Here is a 19,939-nt window from a genome sequence, read left to right as displayed (position 1 = left end):
GCTTCCAGGCGGGCCACGGCGCGCACCAAGGTCGGGCCGGATACCTGGGCACTGCGCGCCGCCGACGCCAGGCTCGTTTGCCCGGCCAGCGCGGCGAACAGTTGCATGTCGCGATAACGTTCCATCAGCCGCGCCGCTGCATCGCCGGGTTCAAAGCTGCGTCCTGGCCGAGGCGATGGCTGAGGAAATCGACAAAGGTGAGGATCTTGGCCGGCACCCGTGGGCTTTTCTGGAACACCACCTGGATCGGCAGCGCTGCCGGTTCAAAGTCCTCCAGGACAATCTCCAGCTCACCCGCCGCCACCGCCGCCGCGACCTGATAGGACAGCACCCGCGTGATGCCCCAACCCACTCTCGCCAGATTGATCGCCGCGTTGTTCGCCGTGACCACCAGGCGCGGCTCCACCGGCACCGCCAATGGCTGGCCGCCCTCGACAAATGTCCACTCGCTCAGCAATTGGCTGGAAGACGAGGCAGCAAGCTTCGTCTCGCGTAACTGCGACGGGTGCCGAGGCCGGCCCTGCTGCGCCAGGTAAGCCGGCGCCGCACACACCACCCGGCGCACCTCACCGACCTTGATCGCCTGCTGCCCCGGCTCATGCAGATGACCGATACGCACCGCCACATCCACCCCTTCGTCGACCATGTTGACCACCCGATCCACCAGCAAGGCATTGATATTCACCAGCGGAAAACGGTCAAGGTACTCGCCCAGCACCGGCGCCACATACAACTCGCCAAACAGTACCGGTGCGGTCACCGTGAGGTGGCCGCAGGGGATCGAATAACTGCCCGCCGCCGCTTCTTCGGCTTCGTCCAGCTCGGCGAGGATGCGCCGGCAATCTTCGAGGTAACGCTGGCCGGCCTCGGTCAGGTGCAGGCTGCGGGTGGTGCGCGCCAGCAGCTGGGTGCCGATGCGCGCTTCCATGGCGGCGATGGCCCGGGTCACGCTGGGGGGCGAGGTGTTCAGGCGGCGCGCCGCGGCGGCAAACCCCTCCTCCTCGGCCACTGCCAGGAACACCTGCATTTCGTGAAATCGGTCCATCGATGCGCCTCAGCAACGTTAATGTGATTGCAACCCTACCGCCGTACGCGGCATGCCCACAAATCCCGGCAAGGCCTCGATACTGGCAAGCCAGGCGCGCACCTTAGGGTAGTCGGCCAGCGACACATTGCCTTCCGGCGCATGGGCCACATAGGTGTAGAACGCAATATCGGCGATGCTCGCTTGCTCCCCCGCCAGGAAGCGGGTTTCGCTCAGTTGCTGCTCCACCAGTGCCAACAAGCCATGGGCACGGCTGATCGCCGCCGCCGCATCCACATCGGCACCGAATACCACGGCCAGCCGTGCGGTGGCGGGCCCGGCGTGCAGCTGGCCGGCGGCCGCCGACAGCCAGCGCTGTACGCGCGCCTGCCCCACCGGGTCGCTTGGCAACCATTGGCCCTTGCCGTATTTCGTGGCGAGGTAGACCAGGATCGCGTTGGAGTCCGCCAGTACGGTGCCGTTATCGTCAATCGCCGGGACCTGGCCGAAACGGTTGATGGTCGCAGTGAAGTCAGCGCTTTTATGCGCGCCTTGCTTGAGGTCCACCAGGATGAACTCGCTGGGCAATCCCAGCAGGGACAGCATCAGCTCGGCCCGATGGGAATGGCCGGACAAGGGGAAACCATAGAGTTTGATCGCAGGCTGGGACATGTAAGGCTCCAAGGGTGGGGTTTTGACACCGGCATGTTCCACCGCTGCGCCGACCACTGGAATCACCAGCTTTTACAATCCAGCATTTCAGCCGGTGAAACAATCACTCGCCAAACAATTCGACGATCAACGCAAACAGCGTGGTCTTCACCGCACTGTCCAACGTGGTCCAGGCCAACCCCGTACGCGCCTGAAACGCCCCCAACGCCAGTGGCCGCGACACACAATTGGCCGGCAACGCCCGCGCGGCCTGCTGCGGCAGTACGCCGACGCCCAACCCGGCGCAGACCAGCGCGAGCATGGTGGTGAACTCGCCCAGTTCGGACGCGATCTGCAAAGGGATGCCCACGGCCTGGATAAATTCGTCGTAGAACCCCGGCGCATAGCGCCGCGCAAGGATGTACACCGGCACGTCGAGCAGGTCGCCGGGCTGGATCGACGCCTGCGCGGCCAGCGGATGATCCATCGGCAGGGCCACGCAGAACGGCTCGCGCAGCACCACGCGGGTCTGCACCCCAGGGTAGGCGGCAGGCAGGCGCATCAGGCCGAAATCCAGGCGATCGTTCTTCAGCGCGGCGGCTTGATCGGGGCCGGGCATGTCCTTGAGTTCCAGCTCGATACGCGGGTAGCGCTGATGCACCGTGCGGATCAACTCGGGTAACAGGTGCGGCAATACCGACGACACAAAGCCCAGGCGCACCCGGCCGATTTCCCCCCGGTTGGACGCCCGCGCCGCCTCCGCCGCCCGCGCGGCCTGGTGCAGGGTCGCCTGAGCTTCGGGCAGGAATACCCGACCGGCATCGGTCAAGGTCACCGAGTGGCGATTGCGGTCCAGCAGGCGTACGCCCAGGCCAGTTTCGAGCAGCTTGATCTGCATGCTCAGGGCCGGTTGCACAATCGACAACTGCGCCGCCGCCCGGCCGAAATGCAGCTCCTGGGCCAGTACCACAAAGGCGCGCAAGTGCTTGAGCTCCATCGATCCTCCCCGGTTATCACGGATATTGATCAGCCGATCATAAATGAACATTGGACCTGCGCCCTACACCGGAGTGAAGTTAAGCCAATCAGCCGTTGTTTTGATTATCACAAGCGCGCCCGGAGAAATAGGCCCATGCAAAGCGTTCTAGACACCTTTCGCCTCGATGGCCGGCTGGCGCTGGTCACCGGCTCCAGTGCCGGTATCGGCCTGGCCATCGCCCGAGGCCTGGCCCAGGCCGGTGCGCGGGTGGTGCTCAACGGGCGTAACCGCAGCACCTTGCGCGACGCGGCCGCGCTGCTGACCCTTGAAGGCCTGGAGGTGCACACCCAAGCGTTCGATGTGACCGACAGCGCGGCGATCCAGGCCGGCGTGGCCGCTATCGAGGAACGCCTCGGGCCCTTGGACATCCTGGTCAACAACGCCGGCATGCAGCGCCGTGGGCCGCTGGAAGACTACAGCGAGCAGCATTGGCGCGAACTGATCAGCACCAACCTCGACAGCGCCTTTCTGGTAGGCCAGGCCGTGGCGCGAGCGATGATCCCGCGCAAGCGTGGGCGCATCATCAATATCTGTTCGGTGCAAAGTGAATTGGGCCGCCCGGGCATCGCGCCGTATGCAGCGAGCAAAGGCGCGTTGAAGATGCTCACCAAGGGCATGGCCATCGACTGGGGCCCCCACGGGGTGATGGTCAACGGTATCGGCCCCGGCTACTTCAAGACCGAGTTGAACGCCAACCTGGTGGCCAACCCCGAGTTCAGCGACTGGCTGGTGCAACGTACGCCGAGCCGACGCTGGGGCGACGTCGCTGAGTTGGCCGGTGCGGCGGTGTTCCTGGCCAGCGATGCCGCGAGTTTCGTCAACGGTCATATCCTCTATGTCGACGGTGGCATCACCGCGTCGCTGTAACCCTGGAGAACCTTATGCACGCCATTGTCTGCCACGCCTCAAAAGACCTGCGGGTCAGCCCCCAGGACGAACCTCACAGCCTGGGCCCCGAGCAACTGCGCGTGCGCATTGCCCGCGGCGGCATCTGCGGCTCGGACTTGCACTATTACCAGCACGGCGGCTTCGGCGCCGTGCGCCTGCGCGAGCCGATGGTGCTCGGCCATGAAGTGTCGGCAGTGATCGATGCCGTGGGCTCCGACGCCGGCCGGTTCAAGGTCGGCCAGCGCATTGCCGTATCGCCCTCGCGCCCGTGCGGTGCTTGCCGTTATTGCCATCAAGGCCTGCCCAACCACTGCCTGGACATGCGCTTCTACGGCAGCGCGATGCCCTTCCCGCATATCCAGGGCGCGTTCCGCCAGAGCCTGGTGATCGAGACGCATCAGGCACATCTTTTGGCCGATCATGTCAGCCTCGCCGAAGGTGCACTGGCCGAACCGCTGTCGGTGGGGTTGCATGCGATCCAACGGGCCGGCGCAGTATTCGGCAAGCGCGTGCTGGTGACCGGTTGCGGCCCCATCGGCAACCTGCTGATCGCCGGCCTGCGCGCCGCCGGTGCGGCTGAAATCGTCGCGGTGGACCTGTCCGCCAGCGCCCTGGCCTGCGCGAAAAAAATGGGCGCCACGCGCACCCACAACATCGCCGACGGCATCGACGCGCTCAAGCGCTACACCGCCGAGAAGGGTTACTTCGAGGTGATGTTCGAAGTCTCCGGCAGTGCCCAGGCCCTGCGTAACGGCCTGGACTGCATCGCCCCACGCGGCGTGCTGGTCACGGTCGGCTTGGGCGGTGAGGTGTCGCTGCCGCTGAACCTGCTGGTCAGCCGCGAGATCGACCTGCGCGGCACCTTCCGCTTCCACAGTGAGTTTGCCCAGGCGGTGGACTTGCTCAATCGCCAGGTTATCGACGTGCGCCCGGTGATCTCCCACACGGTGCCGTTCGAGCAGGCGGTGCAGGCGTTTGAACTGGCGGCGGACAAGACCCAGGCGATGAAGGTGGTGCTGGATTTTGGCGTGGTGGATCAGCCTTGAACCTGTGATGAGCCCTTCGGGGTCAGCCATACTTTTGTGGCGAGCGGGCTTGCCCTAGGCTTTTTGTAGGAGCGAGCTTGCTCGCGAAAAACGCCCAGACAACGCGCTCATTCTCGATAAGCGCGGTGGCCCTGAGTTCTTCGCGAGCAAGCTCGCTCCTACAGTGAATCACTTTCGCTTAACTGAACGCTTAGCGCTCTTGCAAGCGCTCACGCAAAAACCGGTGGCTCCTGGAAAACAACCGCCGATAGGTCAACAACACCGCCCCCACCGTGCCCAACGCCGACGACGCGGCAATCAGGAACATGATCACGATCTGATACCGCACCGCGTCCACCGGGCTTTCCCCCGCCAGCACCTGGCCGGTCATCATGCCGGGCAGGCTGACAATGCCGACCACGGTCATTTGGTTCAGCGTCGGGATCATCCCCGCGCGTACCGCCTGGCGGATCGCTTCCTGCGCCGCCTCCCAGCGTGAGCCGCCGAGGGCCAGGATCATCTCGATGGTGTTGCGCCCCGAGGTCAGTTCCTGGGTCATGCGTTCGATCCCCAGGGACACGCCGGTCAGGGTGTTGCCGAGGATCATGCCGAGGATCGGGATCGCGTACTGAGGCTCGTACCACGGGTGGATGCGGATCACCGCAAACAAGCCCACTGCCGTCACCAGCCACGAACTGCCCCACACCGACAGGATGCTGTCGACCCTTTGCCCCCGGTACGTGCGACGCCCACGCCCCGCCGCCGACAGCCCGGCGATCAGGGTCATTGCGCCCATCAACGGCAGTACCACATACCAGTAGGCGAACGCGAACACCCAGCCCAGCAGGTAACCGATGGCCGACAGTTGCACCACGGTACGCACCGCCGCCCACAGCAACTGGCGGCCCAGGCCCAGGCGCAGCAGCAGGGAGAGCGCACCGTTGACCAGGATCAGCGAAGCGGCGATGACTATGTCCAGGGCGGTGAGATTCTGATAATTCATGGCTGGGCCGCCTCGCTCAACACCCCGGCACTCATCTGCCAGTGGATGTCGCTCATGCGCCGGGCCTGGTCGAGGTCGTGGGACACCCAGACATAGGCGCGGGCATTGTCGCCGGCAAACCAGGCGCTGATCAACGCTTCCACATCGCGGGATGAGGTGGGGTCGAGGGCGGCGGTGGGTTCGTCCAGCAGCAGCACCTCGGGGTTGAGTTGCAGGGTGCGGATCAGCGAGACCACCTGGGCCTCGCCACCCGACAGGTCCAACGCGTTCTTGGTCAAAAAATCCGCCGCCTTACCGGCATGCCCCAGCAAAGTGGTCACCGCTTCCGGGTCGAAGCGACGCTGGCGCAGGGTCTTGAGGCTGAAGGGAAAACGCAGGTTGTCCTCCACCGTGCCTTCGAGCAGCGCCGGGCGTTGGGACAGGTAGCTGATATGGCTGCGGTAGTGCGGAATCTGCGCATCGACAATCGGCTGGCTATTCCACAGCACCTGCCCGCTGGTGGGGGCGTCCAGCAACGCCAATGCGCGCAGCAACACACTTTTGCCAGAGCCGGAGGAACCGGTGATCGACACCCGGTCGGCGCGGTTCAAGGTGAAACTCGTGGGTTGGAGCAACAGCACCTGGCGGCGCTCGTCCATGCGCGTGAGGGCGCGGGTTTCGATCAGTGCACTCATGGACGCGGTGTTCCTCTTAAACCTGTTGGGCGCAATGGTGCGGCAGGCGCGGGAAGTTTTCATGAGAAATTTCAAACTATCGCCACCACTACGGCGAAGGCCTTTTGCTTACTTTTGGGCCTTTCCAAAAGTGAGCCGCCGTAAGGGCGGAACCCATAGCGGCCGTTACCGCAGCAACGGATATGTACCCGGCCCAATCCAAAAAAAAGGTCGGCCCAGAGGCCGCCATCGGGGCATAGGTATCTACACAACTTTGGCTCAACGCTGAACGCCCCGCAGATTGGGCTGTTGTGGCGAGCGGGCTTGTCCCGCGCTGGGCTGCGTAGCAGCCCCAGTAAAGAAGAACGCGGTGTATCAGACACTCTGTAGAGGCTGGTTTTGGGGCTGCTTCGCAGCCCAGCGCGGGACAAGTCCGCTCGCCACAGGGAGATTTGTCAGGATCTGAAAAGTTGTGTAGATACCCATCGCCATCGGGAGCAAGCCCCCTCCCACACTTGACCCCGTGCAACCCAAAAAAGAGTACGGGTTTGATCCCAAGCCCGAGTTGCAATCAAACGCCGCAGTGCCTATATTTCCCGCCTGGCGCTCTCTACGCCACCTTCCGCGGAAAGGGCTGCGCCCAGGACAATGAAGCTCTACCTCATTTCTACGACTCCCAACCTTAAAGCGGAAAAGGTTTGTGCAAGGAGATCGTATGTCGCAACGCCCTGTATCCTCCAACACCGATGGCCGTCTCAACCTTGAGCAACAGCGCAAGCGCGCCAAGGAACTGTTGCGCCAGCTGAAAGCCCAGGACCCCGGCGCCACCCTGTCTCAGGCCCAATGGCAGATCGCCAGGCAACTGGGTTTCAGCAGTTGGCCCAAGCTCAAGGCCCATGTCGACGCCATTGATTTCGCCGCCCGCCATCCCGACTTTGCCGCCAGCGACGAAGCGCGCACCACCCACTGGCGCTGCGGCAATGACATTGCCCATAGCCTTCAGATTGCCGGGTTCAAGGGCCACTTCCACATGCTGAGCGACCCGCTGTGCATGGGGCCGGTTCGCGACATACCCACCGCAGAATTCCGCGCCCTGCGCAGCGAGTTCATCAGCCAGGCCTTTGCCCTGCCCTTAGCGGACGTCACGCGCCGCGTCGACGATGAATACGATCAGCTCCACACCTTGGCCAGTGCCGAGCACAGCGTGCTGTGGTGCGAGGCGGACGCCTATGACCAGTTGTTCCTGATCCGTGCCCTGGCCGGCCTGGAGCAGGCACCGCCCAAGCTGGAGCTGATCGAGGTGGATCGTATTCCCGGTGTCGAGCGCTTTATCGGTATCGGCCAGTTGGCGCCGGATGTATTGGCGTGGCTATGGCTACAGCGGCGCCTCATCGGTGACGATGCGGTGCAACTGGCCAAACAGGCCTGGTCGGCCTATTGCGACAGCTCACCGACCCCGTTGGCCGAGCTTGCCCATGGCAAACACCCGGCCCTGCCCTTGCTGGCGCCGGCGCTGTTGCGTCAATTACAGGAGTTGCCGGGAACACGCGATGGCCTGTCGCTGACCGAGCGCCTGGCCCTGACCTACCTCGCCGAAGCCGGGCCGCTGCCGTTTGGCCGTGTGTTCGCCGAACTGGCGGCCAGGCGCGACCCGCTGCCGTTCCTGGGGGACATGATGTTTCATGCGCTGTTGCGGCCGTTGATCGATGGCGAGCAGCCGTTGCTGACGGAAACCGAGGCGCATCTGGACTGGCCCCGCCGCCCGCTGTCGCTGACCCCCTTGGGCCATAGCGTGCTCAACGGACAGGCGTACTGGCTCGACCATGCCAGCCACGAACGCTGGGTGGGCGGAACGTGCATCAGGCCCGGCCAACCGCACTGGATGATTGATGAGGCCCTGCGCCCCCAGTACAGAACACCGTAAAAAAACAGCCCGCCGTGCATCACCCACGGCGGGCTGTTTTAGTAGTCATCGGCGCCCAGGCTGAAGACGGTGGTGCATCAACGCTGAATCAGGCTAAGGTGCCGCCCACGCGCCCTTTCCCTGCGAGACCTCTGCATGCGACCCCTGATCTTCGCCAGCCTGTGCCTGCTGGCAGGCTGCCAACAAACGCCGCCGGCCAACGACCAGCTCGACGCCGTACTCTGGACCCAGACCTCCATCGAACACGAGTTGATCTATCGCCAGGTCTTCGCCCATGCCACCCGCCAGCTCGACGTGGCGCTGGCCGATCCCAGCTGGGACGCGCTGCCCTTCCCGCCCCGCAACCTGAGCGGCCTGCCGCCGGCGGTGGTGGTGGATATTGACGAAACCCTGCTGGACAACGTGCCGCTCAATGCCCGCGACGTCATCAATAACCAAGTGTATGGCTACGACCGCTGGAACACCTGGGTCGACCAGGCCAAGGCCCAGGCCCTCCCCGGTGCCGTGGCGTTCCTGCAAGCGGCGCAACAAAAAGGCATCACGGTTTACTACCTGACCAACCGCGAGCACAGCCAGGTCGCGGCCACGGTGGCCAACCTGCGCCTGCGCGGTTTTCCGGTGGAGAGCCATCAACAGGTGCTCGCCGCCAGCACGCCTACCGGGCACTGCGAAAGCGCCGGCTACGGCAAGAACTGCCGCCGCCAATGGGTCGCCAGCCATGCTCGCGTGCTATTGATGGCCGGTGATTCCCTGGGGGATTTCGTCCAGGCCGAACGCAACACCCTCGAGGCCCAGCGCAAGGCCGTCGAACCCTATGTGAACTGGCTCGGGCAGCGCTGGTTTTTGCTGCCCAACCCGACTTACGGCAACTGGTACAGCGCGCCCTATGGGGACGATGAAAAGCTGCCGTTCGCGCAGAAACGCCAGCTCAAGCAGCAGGCGTTGCAGTTGCAGGAATAACGCCGGCCTAGTGCAAGCGCCCGCCCAACGGGTACTCGACCGCCAGGCGGATCTGGTTGGCATCCAGCTCCGCCTGGGCCGCATTGCCCCGGTGCACGGCATGGCGCAGGGTAAAGGCGAGATTTTTCGCGGCCCCGGACTGCACCACGTAGCGTGCTTGCAGGTCGCGTTCCCAGTGTTTGCCCCCATCACCGTAGCCGAGCCATTGGTAGCCACCGCCAGGATCCATGTGGCGGCCGTCGATGCCACTGCCGCGGACATACAACGCCGCCAGGCTCAGGCCGGGCATGCCATGGGCCGCCAGGTCCAGGTCATAGCGCGCCTGCCACGAGGCCTCCCGTGGGGCGTTGAAGTCGGACAACGCCACGGCGTTGCTCAGGTAAATCGCCCCGCGCGTCACGTAGTCGAACGGCGTGTCGCCACTGACTTTCTGATACCCCACGCCCACACTGTGGGCACCGAACCGATAGGTCGAGAGCAGGCTCCATGTGGTGTTATCGATGCGCCCCGACAACGCCTTGCCAGTGTCCTGGGTGCGATACAGGTTCAGGTCAACGGTCAGTGCCTGGCCGGGAAACAGCGGCCGGGTGTAGACCGCCCCCAGGTAATGCTGGCGCCAGGTGTCTTCATAGACAGCACTGAACACGCTGGCGTTCAGCCCCTTGATTGCCGTATTGCGCACGCCCACCAAGTCAAAGCGGTCGCCTTGCCTGCCGTTGGAATAGTTGACGACAAACCCTCGGTCATGGCTGCTGGCGTTGCGGTCGGTGCTCTCATTGAAGTGCCCCGCGAACAGGGTGGTGGCCGGCAACTCGCGGCTGGTCAACCACCATCCCGTCGCGGTTTCGGGCAGCAAGCGGCTGTCGGACGAGGCAAACACCGGGGTTTTCACCCGCTGCTCGCCGTAGCGCAATTCGGTTGAGGAAAAACGCAGTTTGGCAACCGCACCACCGCGGCTGAACTGCTCCTTGGGGTGGCCGTCATTGTCCACCGCCAATAGCCGTGCCTTCCCGGCGCGCCCACCGCCACTGTCCAGTTGCCAGGCGGAATAAACGTGCGCATCCAGGCCAAAACCCAGGGTACCGGTGGTGAAACCCGAGGCGTAGTCAGCCATCAGGCCATAGGCCCATTCTTCCGCCAGGTCGCTGCGCTGGGATCGCGGTTTGTAGGCGTTGCGTGCGCCGTTGCTGAGGGCGCCATGCTGGTAGTCGCGGCGGTCGTAGACACTGCGGTTGAGCAGGTTCCACTGGCTGTCCTCGATAAAGCCTTTGGCGGTGTCTTGTTCGGCGGCGAAGGCGAGCAGGCTCTGCCCTCCCAATGCCAATAGCAGGGTGCGGGTCGATAGCATCTTCACGGTTTGACTCCAGAACGTGTCAGGCAAAGGTGTTCCGCAGGACGCAGAACACCGTTGGTTCCGTCAGAGGTATTTGAGAATCGCGATGTCGCGACGACGCTGTTTGAGGTCGGCGAACCAGCGTGTCGGGAAGAACAGCAACACCCCGAGTATCACGCTCCACAACCACACCATCGGCAGGTCGTCAAAACCGTAGTAGGTGCCTTGGTTGGCGCCCCAGATCGCCAGCGCGACCAGGTACATGGCCTTGAGCACGTACAGGTGCAGCAAGTAGAAAAACATCGGCGCCCCACCGTAGATCGCCAGGGTCGCAGTGGCCCAGCGGGCCTGCCACTTCTCGAACAGCGCCAACAGCAGCAGCGACAGGCCCAGGGTGGGCATCAGGAACATCAGCGACGGCGGGTATTTCTTCGCGCTCATGAAGCTCATGAAGGTGCGCAGCGCATCACCGGTCTGCACCCAGGGTTTCTCGCCATACACATTGAGGTAGCGGATAAACACGAACGCGACCAGCAGGCCTGCACCCAGCTTGACCAGGCGCGAGATACGCTCCGCCGACGGCATTGCCTTGCCAAACCACGGGCCGATGCCCCAGCCCAGCAGGATCACACCGATCCACGGCAATATCGGATACGTCGTGCGGGCGCGGGTGAATTCGGTAATGTCGATAAACACCCGCTGATGCAGGATCGACCAGGGCACGAAGAACGGCGACTCCGGCCCGACGCTCACACCGTCGAGCAGGTTATGCCCGGCGACAATCGCCACCCCCAGCACGATCAGCCAGGCGCGTTTGAGGTGCAGCAAACCGGCGAGCACGATCATGCACAGGCCGATACACCAGATCACTTGCAGCCACAACGTCTTGGGTGGGAATTCGGCATTCCAGGCAAAGCACACGAAGGTGATTTCCAGGAACACCAGGAACAGCCCGCGCTTGAGCAAAAACACCGAGGTCTCGCGGGCGCTGTGTTTCTGGTTGTAGAGCCAGGCCGACAAGCCCGTCAGGAAGATAAACGCCGGGGCGCAGATCTCGCTGAGCATACGGGTGAAATACAGGTCCGGGGTGACACTCAAGGCGTCGATCGGGTCGGTGACCTGCCGGTGCAGCAAGAAGGTTTCGCGCACATGGTCGATGAGCATCAACAGCATCACAAAACCACGCAGCGCATCGATAGCCAGCATGCGCGTGGCCGCCGTGAGGTTCGTGCGGGCAAGCGTCGGCGCAACAGTGCCCGCCTGACCGGCCAATCCTGAAGAAAGGGTCATATCAATCACTCATGAAGGAGGCAATGAATCAGGCTGACTTTTTCAGCCTGGCGACTTCCGATGCCGGCAGTTGCGACGGCGCGCGAGGTAACGCCGCCTGGCCTTGCTGGCGGTGGAACGACAACGTCGAACTGAAGCGTTTGACGTCAAACCGCTCGGGCTTGCCCGCCGGATCAAGACGCTCCCCAGGGCTGTTGTCCTGGTACTCGACGGCCACCACGTAAGTGCCCTGCCAGGGCAGCTCGAAGCTGACGTTGCCGGCGGCATCGCTGCGCTGCTTGAAGACTTCACCGGAGGCGGTTTCCAGCATCACTTCCTGGCCCGTCAGCGGCTTGCCCGCGTAGAACACCCGGAACTGCGCGCCGCCCGCATCGGCAACGCCGGTGGGGACGATATCCAGGGTCAGCTCCGGGCTACGGGCCCGCAGGTCACCGACCCAACGCGTGGCCGGGGTCCAGGCGGCTTTCAAGGTCTTGGCGCCTTCATGCACATCGAACATCGGATAGTGCAGGTCTTGCGCCAGCAGCGAATCCTCTTGCCCGGGCTGCTCCGCCAGCAGGAACGCCTGGCGCTGCAGGCTCAACTGCAGCGGTGCCGACCGGTCGGCCATCGACCAGGCCCGCAGCTGCCTGAACCGGTCCATGCCCCCCGGGGTCACCTCCAGAACATTCTTGTCATACTCCCCGTAGTACAAGGCCAATGGCTGGCCGGGAAGTTGTTCGTACCAAATCTGATGCGCCTCGCTGGCGGTCGCCAGCATGAACGCCCCATAACCCAACAGTGCTTTTGCGTTGCTCATTCGCATTTTTTTCGCTCCGATTGGTGGTGTTCAACCCAAGGCTGTCGCGGCTGGAAAACACCGCACAACCCTGCGCTCCCTCACTCTGCGAGCATTACAGCGCAGGCCCTTTTGCGTTTTTCGCCGAATTGCACCCACGGATCGGTGCAGACCACTGTTTAAGGGCCCGAAAAAGTGTTTTATGCGGGTTGCGTCGAGATAAGGCGTTTAGCCAAGACTACGAGGGGGAGTGTCCAATTGGGGTGCAAAAGCAGTGCTTACTTTTGCGCTGTTCAAAAGTGAGCCGCCGTAAGGGCGGAACCCATAGCGGCCGTGACCGCAGCAACGGATATGTACCCGGTCCAATCCAAAAAAATGGTCGGCCCAGAGGCCGCCATCGAGGCATAGGTATCTACACAACTCTTAAAGGCTGACACATAACTCTGTGGTGAGCGGGCTTGCCCCGCGCTGGGCTGCGAAGCGGCCCCAAAACCTTCACCTCGATTGATTCTGGCACTCTTCGGTGACCTTATTGGGGCCGCTTCGCAGCCCAGCGCGGGCGGTTCGACGATTCGACAAGCCCGCTCACCACAGAAGCCTAATTGCCATAGATTCCGTATTCACTGGAAGTTGTGTAGATACCCATGGCCATCGAGGGCAAGCCCCCTCCCACCGGAAAGCGAGCGTGTGTCAGTGCCGCAGCAACTTGCGCAACGGCACACCATCCTTGAGCACCGGTGACTTGATCACGATGTAGCTGAAGTACTTGGAGATGCCAATGTTCTTATCCAACAGGCTCTCGACCACTTCCTGGTAGTGCTGGATGCTGCGGGTCATGAAACGCACCAGATAGTCGTAGCCACCGCTGATCAGGTGACACTCAAGTACCTCGTCCACCAGGCGGATATTCGATTCGAACTTGGCGAAGTCTTCGCGTTTATGGTCGCTGAGGGTGATCTCGGTAAACACCGTCACCGAGTCGGTGATCTTGGCCAGGTTCAAGTGCGCCTTGTAGCTGGAAATATACCCGGCCGACTCCAGCCGCTTAACCCGTTGCAGGCAGGGGCTGGCGGACAGGCCCACGGCATCGGCGAGGCTGACATTGGTCATCCGCCCGTCTTTTTGCAGTTCAACCAGAATACTGATGTCGATCCGGTCCAGCTTGACTTGCCCTTCCATCACGTACCTCTTGACTGCCGTTTGTAAGACAATCTTCTAGCAAAATCAGCGCCGTAAAGACAGCTGATGCTGCGCCACCAGATCCGCCATGCTGTTGATGCAGTACTCCGCCGCACAAGGCGAAGGCTGCCGTGCCCGGTGGCGGCCGATCAAACAGCGGTCCAGCGCCCCGTGTGCGCCGACCGCCGGTCGCGTCACATGCAGCACCGGTTGCAGCTGCGCGCCTCGGTCCGTGAGCCATTGCGGGTCTTCGGCGAGGGAAATGAAATCTTCCGGTGCAATCCCCAATCGCTCGCACAACACCCCGCGGTCCTCGGCATCACGGTCGCCACGCACCAGCAAACGGTAGAACTTGCGCAGGTACAGCATGGCCCCCGGCGCATCCTCGAACAACGACCAATTGCCCGCCGAACGCGCAAAGCTCATGCCCTCCTCCCAACTGGCGTGCAGCCCCCAACTTTCGGCCAGTTGGCGATGGGCAAAACACAACACGCCACTGAAGCCCAGCTCGGCGAAACGCGGGTAGAGCCTGGCAACCTGCGTGTTGAATTCGGCCAGCACCTGATCCTTGGCCGGCTGCCCGCCACGGCTGTCGAGCAGCGGCTGCAACGCCGCCCACACCCCTGAATCGCGATCCACCAGCACTTCATCGCAATCGATCAGCAACGCTCGATAATCTGTCAGTCCCATGTGGGGTCAAGCCTCCAATGCCGCAGTTGGCCCGTAGCGGGCACAGCCTCAGTTCAAGACCCGTGCCAAGGCGCCGTCGAGGATTTCCAGCGCTTCGTCGACCTGGGCTTCGCTGGTCACCAGCGGCGCGAGGAAGCGCAGCACATTGCGATGTACCCCGCACTTGATCACCAGCAAACCACCGGCCCGGGCTGCATCGATCAGGCGTTGGTTGAGGTCGGCATCCGGGGTGCGGGCCGGGTCATCCTTGATCAACTCCATCGCCAACATAAAGCCGGTGCCGCGCACATCGCCGATGCGCGAGTAGCGCGCCTGCAAATCGAGCAACCCCTGGCGCAGGCGCTCGCCCAGTACTTGGCTGCGCGCCAGCAACTGCTCCTGCTCGAACGCATCGATCACCGCCAACGCCGCCGCACAGGCCAGCGCATTACCACCGTAGGTGCCGCCCAGCCCGCCGGGCAGCGGTGCATCCATGATGTGCGCCTTGCCGACCACGCCGGACAACGGCAAGCCGCCGGCCAGGCTCTTGGCCACGGTAACCAGGTCGGGCTGGATGCCCGCGTGCTGGAAACCGAACCAGGTGCCGGTGCGACCGAAGCCGGTCTGGATCTCGTCGAGGATCAACAAGATGCCATGCTTGTCGGCCAACGCTCGCAGCGCCTGGAGAAACTCAGGGGGCGCAGTGAGGAAACCGCCGTCGCCCTGCACCGGTTCGATGATGATCGCAGCCACCCGCTCCGGCGCTACCTGGGTCGCCAGCAACTCATCCAGGGCCTTGAGCGCGATGTCACTGGTCACGCCGCGATAAGCGTTCGGGTAAGGGGTATGGAACACCTCCGGCGCAAACGGCCCGAAGTTCTGCTTGTAGGGCTGGCTCATGCCGGTGAGCGTGGTGCCCAGCAATGTGCGCCCGTGGAAACCGCCACGGAAGGCGATGACCGCCGAGCGATTGGTATGGGCGCGGGCGATCTTCACCGCATTTTCCACCGCCTCGGCGCCGGAGGTGAAAAACGCCGCTTTATAGGCTTCCTGGCCGCCGATCATTTCACACAGGCGCTGGGCCAGGTCGAGGTAAGGCTGGTAGGCCACCACCTGGAAGCAGGCATGGGAAACCTTCTGCAACTGGGCCTGCACGGCGGCGACCACCTTGGGGTGGTTATGGCCGATGTTGAGCACGCCGATACCGCCGACGAAGTCCAGGTAACGCTTGCCATCCACGTCCCACAATTCGGCGCCCTGGGCGCGATCGATCACCAGCGGGTGCGCGGTCACCAGGCCACGGGGCACGAACTGCTCGCGCTGACGGAGCAAATGAGGGGTTTCGTCGACTTTGCTATTCATGGCATTTCCCATCGTGAGTCCGGCAACCGGAAGGTGGTTGCGATGCAGTCCAGAGTACGGCCTGCGGGCAACCAACTACGCCGAACTTGCCCCGTGAGAAATTCGGATCAACTGTTTTCGCCCCGCGTTTCAACAGATCCTGCGCCGGGCTTTGGGCGATGATGATGCTTCCGTTTATCCAGCAGGAAATGCCCATGGCCTTGCTCTACAAAGCTGACCCGGTGCGCGGCCGACACTGGCAGGCACTGTTCGCCCAACACGCGCCGGATATCGAGTGGCGCACCTGGCCCGACCTCGGCAACCCCGCCGAGGTCGACTACCTGGCCGCCTGGCAGGCACCGGAAGATCTGGCCCGCGTGCTGCCCAACCTGAAGGTGTTGTTCGCCTTGTCGGCCGGTGTCGATCAGTTGGACCTTGATCGCCTGCCTGCGGGCCTGCCGGTGGTGCGCCTGCTGGACCCGGGCATCACCCGCGGCATGTGCGAGTACGCCAGTTGGGCGGTGCTGAGTCTGCACCGCGACATGCTGCGCTATCGCCAGCAGCAGGTGGCGCGCTGTTGGCAGGCGCACCTGTTGCAGCCAGCTGCGAACCGGCGTGTGGGCGTGATGGGGTTGGGTGCCCAGGCCCAGCAGATCCTGGCGACCTTGGCACCCCTGGGCTTTGCCCTGTCCGGCTGGGCGCGCAGTGCGCACCAGGTGCCGGGGGTGGAGTGTTATGCAGGGGAAGCGCAACTCCCGGCGTTTCTTAGCCAGTGCGATATTTTGCTGTGCGTGTTGCCGTTGACGGAGCAGACCCAGGGGATCCTGGACCGGCGCTTGTTTGCGCAACTGCCACGGGGGGCGGGGTTGGTGAATATGGGCCGTGGGGGGCACCTGGTTGAAGAGGATTTGCTCGAGGCGCTGGAGAGTGGGCAGTTGAGTGGGGCGGTGCTGGATGTGCTGCGGGAAGAGCCGGCGGCACCGGAGCATCCGTTCTGGGGGCATCCGCAGGTGTTGTTGACGCCGCATATTGCGGCTATGACCCAGCCGGAGAGTGCGTTTGGGGTGTTGTTGGAGAATATTCGGCGGTTTGAGCGGGGGGAGGAGATGGTGGGTGAGGTGGATCGGTTGCGGGGGTACTGAGTACATATCCGTTGCTGCGGTAACGGCTGCCTATGGTTCCGCTCTTACAGCGGCTCACTTTTGGAAAGGCCCAAAAGTAAGCAAAAGGCCATCACCCCACCACTCGGTACCTCGCCTAGGCTCGGTATGCCCGAACGCAGGCTTGAATCCGTGGGCCGCCGTCATGGGCCGTCCCTGGCCCAGGACGGCTAACCCGGCGTCCTGCCGGGTTACCCACGGATTCAAGCCTGCGTTCGGCCAGCGTGGTTAACGGGGCGCCTGAGATCAAGATCAAAAGCCAGAGCCAGAGCCAGAGCAGATCAAAAGATTGCTGACTTCGTCAGCGGTTAAGGAAGTAGAAGCCACACCGCGTACGCTTCAAAGATCAGGTCGGCTTTAAGGCCGCCTCGCTTTGTTTTTGATCTGGGATCGCCCCGTCAAACACGCTGGCCGAACGCAGGCTTTGGAGCGTGGGTAACCCGGCAGGACGCCGGGTTAGCCGCACTGGGCCAAGGATGGCCCATTGCGGCGGCCCACGCTCCAAAGCCGGAGTGAGGGCACACCGAGCCTAGGCGAGGTGCCGTGTGTTGGGGCGAGGACCTTTTGGTTACTTTTGGGTCCCTCCAAAAGTGACCCGCTGTAAGAGCGGAACCATAGGCAGCCGTTACCGCAGCAACGGATATGTACTCAATCAAAAAGCCGCCCAGCTATCGCAATCCCCACATCCTGAGTCGATCCCCGCCCCCCCAGATCCGGCGTCACCACCCCTTCTGCAATCACCGCCTCAATCGCCCGCAATATCCCATCATGCGCGTCCCGATAACGCCCTTCCCCATTGCCCAAGAAGTCCAACATCAACGCCCCCGACCAGATCATCGCAATCGGATTGGCAATGTTCTGCCCGTAAATATCCGGCGCCGATCCATGCACCGGCTCGAACAACGACGGAAACCGCCGCTCCGGATCCAGGTTCGCCGACGGCGCTATCCCGATGGTCCCCCCACACGCCGGCCCCAGGTCCGACAGGATGTCGCCAAACAGATTCGAGGCCACCACCACATCAAACCGGTCCGGCTGCAACACAAACCGCGCGCACAAAATATCGATGTGCTGCTTGTCCCAAGCTACCTCGGGATAGTTCGCCGCCATCAATGCCGTGCGTTCATCCCAGTAAGGCATGCTGATGGAAATCCCATTGGACTTGGTCGCCGCCGTCAGCTTCTTGCGCGGACGAGTCTGGGCCAGGTCGAAGGCGAACTTGAGAATGCGATCAACCCCACGTCGAGTGAACACCGATTCCTGCAGCACGAACTCATGCTCGGTGCCTTCAAACATCTTGCCGCCCACCGAGGAGTATTCGCCCTCGGTGTTTTCGCGGATCACCACAAAGTCGATGTCCCCCGGCGCGCGCCCGGCCAGAGGGCAAGGCACGCCGGGGAACAGCCGCACCGGGCGGATGTTCACGTACTGGTCGAAGTCGCGGCGGAACTTGAGCAGCGAGCCCCACAGGGAAATATGGTCCGGGACTTTGGCCGGCCAGCCCACGGCGCCGAAGTAGATCGCGTCAAAGCCCTTGAGCTGCTCGAACCAGTCCTCGGGCATCATCTGCCCGTGTTCCAGGTAGTAATCGCAGTGGGCCCAGTCGAGCACTTCGATGCTCAGGTTCAGGTCCCAGATCCTGGCGGCCTGTTCCAGTACCCGCAGCCCTTCGGGCAGGACTTCCTTGCCGATGCCATCGCCGGCAATCGCGGCGATTCTGAATGCCTTGCTCATGGTGCATGCCTCGCAAAAATTCAGTTCAAGCCGCCGATATGGAAGGCTTTGACTTCAAGGTATTCGTCCAGGCCGTACTTGCTGCCTTCGCGCCCCAGGCCCGATTGCTTGATGCCGCCGAACGGCGCGACTTCCATCGAGATGATCCCCGTGTTGAGCCCGACCATGCCGAACTCCAGGGCCTCGCCAAAACGCCAGGAGCGCTGCAGGTCCTGGGTGAAATAGTAGGCGCCCAGGCCGTACGGGGTGGCGTTGGCCAGGGCGAGGGCCTGGGCTTCGTCGGTAAAGCGCATCAGCGGTGCCACCGGGCCGAAGGTTTCTTCATTGGCCAGCAACATCCCGGCGAGGGTATCGCCAAGTACCGTGGGCTGCACAAACTGGCTGTCACCGCTGGGGACGGCGCCGCACAGCAACTGGGCGCCCTGGCTCAGGGCGTCGTCGATATGCCGCGCGACTTTGCTCACCGCTGCGGGGTTGATCAGCGGGCCGATGGTCACGCCGTCGTCCAGGCCGTTGCCGACCTTGAGCTTGCCCACCTCCTCCACCAGTCGCGCCGCGAAACGCGCATAGATACCCTCCTGCACCAGGATGCGGTTAGCGCACACGCAGGTTTGCCCGGCGTTGCGAAACTTGCTGAGCATTACCCCGGCCACCGCCTGTTCAAGGTCGGCGTCATCGAACACGATAAACGGCGCATTGCCGCCCAGTTCCAGGCTCAAGCGCTTGATGTGCTCGGCACTCCGGCGCATCAACAGGCGGCCGACGGCGGTGGAGCCGGTAAAGGAAATCTTGCGCACCGCCGGGTTGCCGGTCAGCTCTTCGCCAATGCCGGCGGGTAAGCCGGTGATCACATTGAACACCCCGGCCGGAATGCCGACGCGCTCGGCCAGCACCGCCAGGGCCAGGGCCGACAGCGGCGTGAGGTCCGAGGGTTTGACGATGATCGGGCAACCGGCGGCCAGCGCCGGCGCGCATTTGCGCGTGATCATCGCGTTGGGGAAATTCCATGGGGTGATGGCGGCGCATACGCCCACCGGTTGCTTGAGGGTCAGCAAACGCCGATCACCGCTGGGCGCGGGCATGGTTTCGCCGTAGACCCGGCGCGCTTCCTCGGCGAACCATTTGACGAAACCGGCACCGTAGCGCACTTCGCCACGGGCTTCGTTCAGGGGTTTGCCCTGCTCGCAGGTCATGATCAGCGCCAGGTCATCGAGGTTGTCGATCATCACCTGGTACCAGCGCTCCAGCAGCGCCGCGCGTTCGGCAGCCGGGCGTGCGCGCCAGGCCG

Annotated in this window: 19 protein-coding genes; 5 read left to right on the top strand and 14 right to left on the bottom strand. The window is 63.3% G+C overall.

The genetic code is table 11. From position 1 onward, the window contains the following. The 4 genes from BFP99_RS33675 to BFP99_RS19645 all read right to left on the bottom strand — a co-directional run. Positions 1-125, bottom strand: a 125-nt coding sequence (locus BFP99_RS33675; RefSeq protein ID WP_141690799.1) for a LysR family transcriptional regulator, incomplete at its 3' end; no start/stop codon positions are given. Continuing rightward, positions 125-1,045 carry a LysR family transcriptional regulator gene (locus BFP99_RS19655; RefSeq protein WP_065947951.1) on the bottom strand — a complete coding sequence of 307 codons (921 nt, stop codon included), beginning with the start codon at positions 1,043-1,045 and terminating at the stop codon, positions 125-127. The genes BFP99_RS19655 and BFP99_RS33675, both read right to left, overlap by 1 nt. 18 nt (positions 1,046-1,063) lie before the next feature. After that, positions 1,064-1,696 (bottom strand): glutathione S-transferase family protein, encoded by a 633-nt coding sequence (locus BFP99_RS19650; protein ID WP_065926978.1) that lies wholly within the window; start codon positions 1,694-1,696, stop codon positions 1,064-1,066. 103 nt (positions 1,697-1,799) lie between these two features. After that, positions 1,800-2,672 carry a LysR family transcriptional regulator gene (locus tag BFP99_RS19645; protein ID WP_065926977.1) on the bottom strand — a complete coding sequence of 291 codons (873 nt, stop codon included), beginning with the start codon at positions 2,670-2,672 and terminating at the stop codon, positions 1,800-1,802. Between the two features lie 135 nt (positions 2,673-2,807). On the opposite strand from BFP99_RS19645, the gene BFP99_RS19640 reads away from it, so the two are divergent. Next, on the top strand, positions 2,808-3,581 hold the full coding sequence (locus BFP99_RS19640; RefSeq protein WP_065947950.1) for a glucose 1-dehydrogenase: 774 nt from the start codon (positions 2,808-2,810) through the stop codon (positions 3,579-3,581). A gap of 14 nt (positions 3,582-3,595) precedes the next feature. Next, the gene (locus tag BFP99_RS19635; RefSeq protein WP_065947949.1) at positions 3,596-4,648 is read left to right on the top strand and encodes an L-idonate 5-dehydrogenase; all 1,053 of its coding nucleotides are present in this window, start codon (positions 3,596-3,598) and stop codon (positions 4,646-4,648) included. A 190-nt stretch (positions 4,649-4,838) separates the two neighbouring features. Here BFP99_RS19635 and fetB read toward each other — a convergent pair whose 3' ends face one another. Further along, the gene (fetB, locus tag BFP99_RS19630; protein ID WP_065947948.1) at positions 4,839-5,630 is read right to left on the bottom strand and encodes an ABC transporter permease; all 792 of its coding nucleotides are present in this window, start codon (positions 5,628-5,630) and stop codon (positions 4,839-4,841) included. Then, positions 5,627-6,304, bottom strand: coding sequence for an ABC transporter ATP-binding protein (locus BFP99_RS19625; RefSeq protein ID WP_065926973.1), 678 nt, complete (start codon positions 6,302-6,304; stop codon positions 5,627-5,629). Before BFP99_RS19625 ends, fetB begins: the two co-directional genes overlap by 4 nt. Positions 6,305-6,998: 694 nt before the next feature. Here BFP99_RS19625 and BFP99_RS19620 point away from each other — a divergent pair. Beyond that, positions 6,999-8,207: a DUF1835 domain-containing protein gene (locus BFP99_RS19620; RefSeq protein ID WP_065926972.1), complete on the top strand. Its 1,209-nt coding sequence runs from the start codon at positions 6,999-7,001 to the stop codon at positions 8,205-8,207. 135 nt (positions 8,208-8,342) lie between these two features. Then, a complete protein-coding gene (locus BFP99_RS19615) occupies positions 8,343-9,167 on the top strand; it encodes a 5'-nucleotidase, lipoprotein e(P4) family (protein WP_065926971.1) in 825 nt (274 codons plus the stop codon). 7 nt (positions 9,168-9,174) lie between these two features. Here the strand turns inward: BFP99_RS19615 and BFP99_RS19610 are convergent, their stop codons facing one another. The 6 genes from BFP99_RS19610 to gabT all read right to left on the bottom strand — a co-directional run bounded on the left by BFP99_RS19610 (position 9,175) and on the right by gabT (position 15,778). Further along, positions 9,175-10,515 (bottom strand): OprD family porin, encoded by a 1,341-nt coding sequence (locus BFP99_RS19610; RefSeq protein WP_370737669.1) that lies wholly within the window; start codon positions 10,513-10,515, stop codon positions 9,175-9,177. 69 nt (positions 10,516-10,584) lie between these two features. Continuing rightward, entirely contained in the window at positions 10,585-11,790 is a 1,206-nt protein-coding gene (locus tag BFP99_RS19605) for a DUF1624 domain-containing protein (protein WP_065947946.1), read from the bottom strand. 28 nt (positions 11,791-11,818) lie between these two features. Beyond that, on the bottom strand, positions 11,819-12,589 hold the full coding sequence (locus BFP99_RS19600) for a DUF4198 domain-containing protein (RefSeq protein ID WP_235865597.1): 771 nt from the start codon (positions 12,587-12,589) through the stop codon (positions 11,819-11,821). A 669-nt stretch (positions 12,590-13,258) separates the two neighbouring features. After that, on the bottom strand, positions 13,259-13,747 hold the full coding sequence (locus BFP99_RS19595) for an Lrp/AsnC family transcriptional regulator (RefSeq protein WP_010449292.1): 489 nt from the start codon (positions 13,745-13,747) through the stop codon (positions 13,259-13,261). A 45-nt stretch (positions 13,748-13,792) separates the two neighbouring features. Continuing rightward, positions 13,793-14,437, bottom strand: a complete 645-nt coding sequence (locus tag BFP99_RS19590; protein WP_065926967.1) for a 2-haloalkanoic acid dehalogenase — start codon at positions 14,435-14,437, stop codon at positions 13,793-13,795. 48 nt (positions 14,438-14,485) lie between these two features. Continuing rightward, entirely contained in the window at positions 14,486-15,778 is a 1,293-nt protein-coding gene (gene gabT, locus BFP99_RS19585) for a 4-aminobutyrate--2-oxoglutarate transaminase (RefSeq protein WP_065947944.1), read from the bottom strand. 194 nt (positions 15,779-15,972) lie between these two features. On the opposite strand from gabT, the gene BFP99_RS19580 reads away from it, so the two are divergent. Continuing rightward, entirely contained in the window at positions 15,973-16,899 is a 927-nt protein-coding gene (locus tag BFP99_RS19580; protein ID WP_065947943.1) for a 2-hydroxyacid dehydrogenase, read from the top strand. 666 nt (positions 16,900-17,565) lie between these two features. Here the strand turns inward: BFP99_RS19580 and BFP99_RS19575 are convergent. Both BFP99_RS19575 and BFP99_RS19570 read right to left on the bottom strand, forming a co-directional pair. Continuing rightward, entirely contained in the window at positions 17,566-18,651 is a 1,086-nt protein-coding gene (locus BFP99_RS19575) for a tartrate dehydrogenase (protein ID WP_065947942.1), read from the bottom strand. 20 nt (positions 18,652-18,671) lie between these two features. Further along, on the bottom strand, positions 18,672-19,939 hold a 1,268-nt coding region (locus BFP99_RS19570), incomplete at its 5' end, for an NAD-dependent succinate-semialdehyde dehydrogenase (RefSeq protein ID WP_065947941.1).

The organism is Pseudomonas sp. 1 R 17, assembly GCF_900067035.1.
Taxonomy (GTDB): domain Bacteria; phylum Pseudomonadota; class Gammaproteobacteria; order Pseudomonadales; family Pseudomonadaceae; genus Aquipseudomonas; species Aquipseudomonas marginalis.
This window is presented reverse-complemented; position numbering and strand designations above follow the sequence as displayed.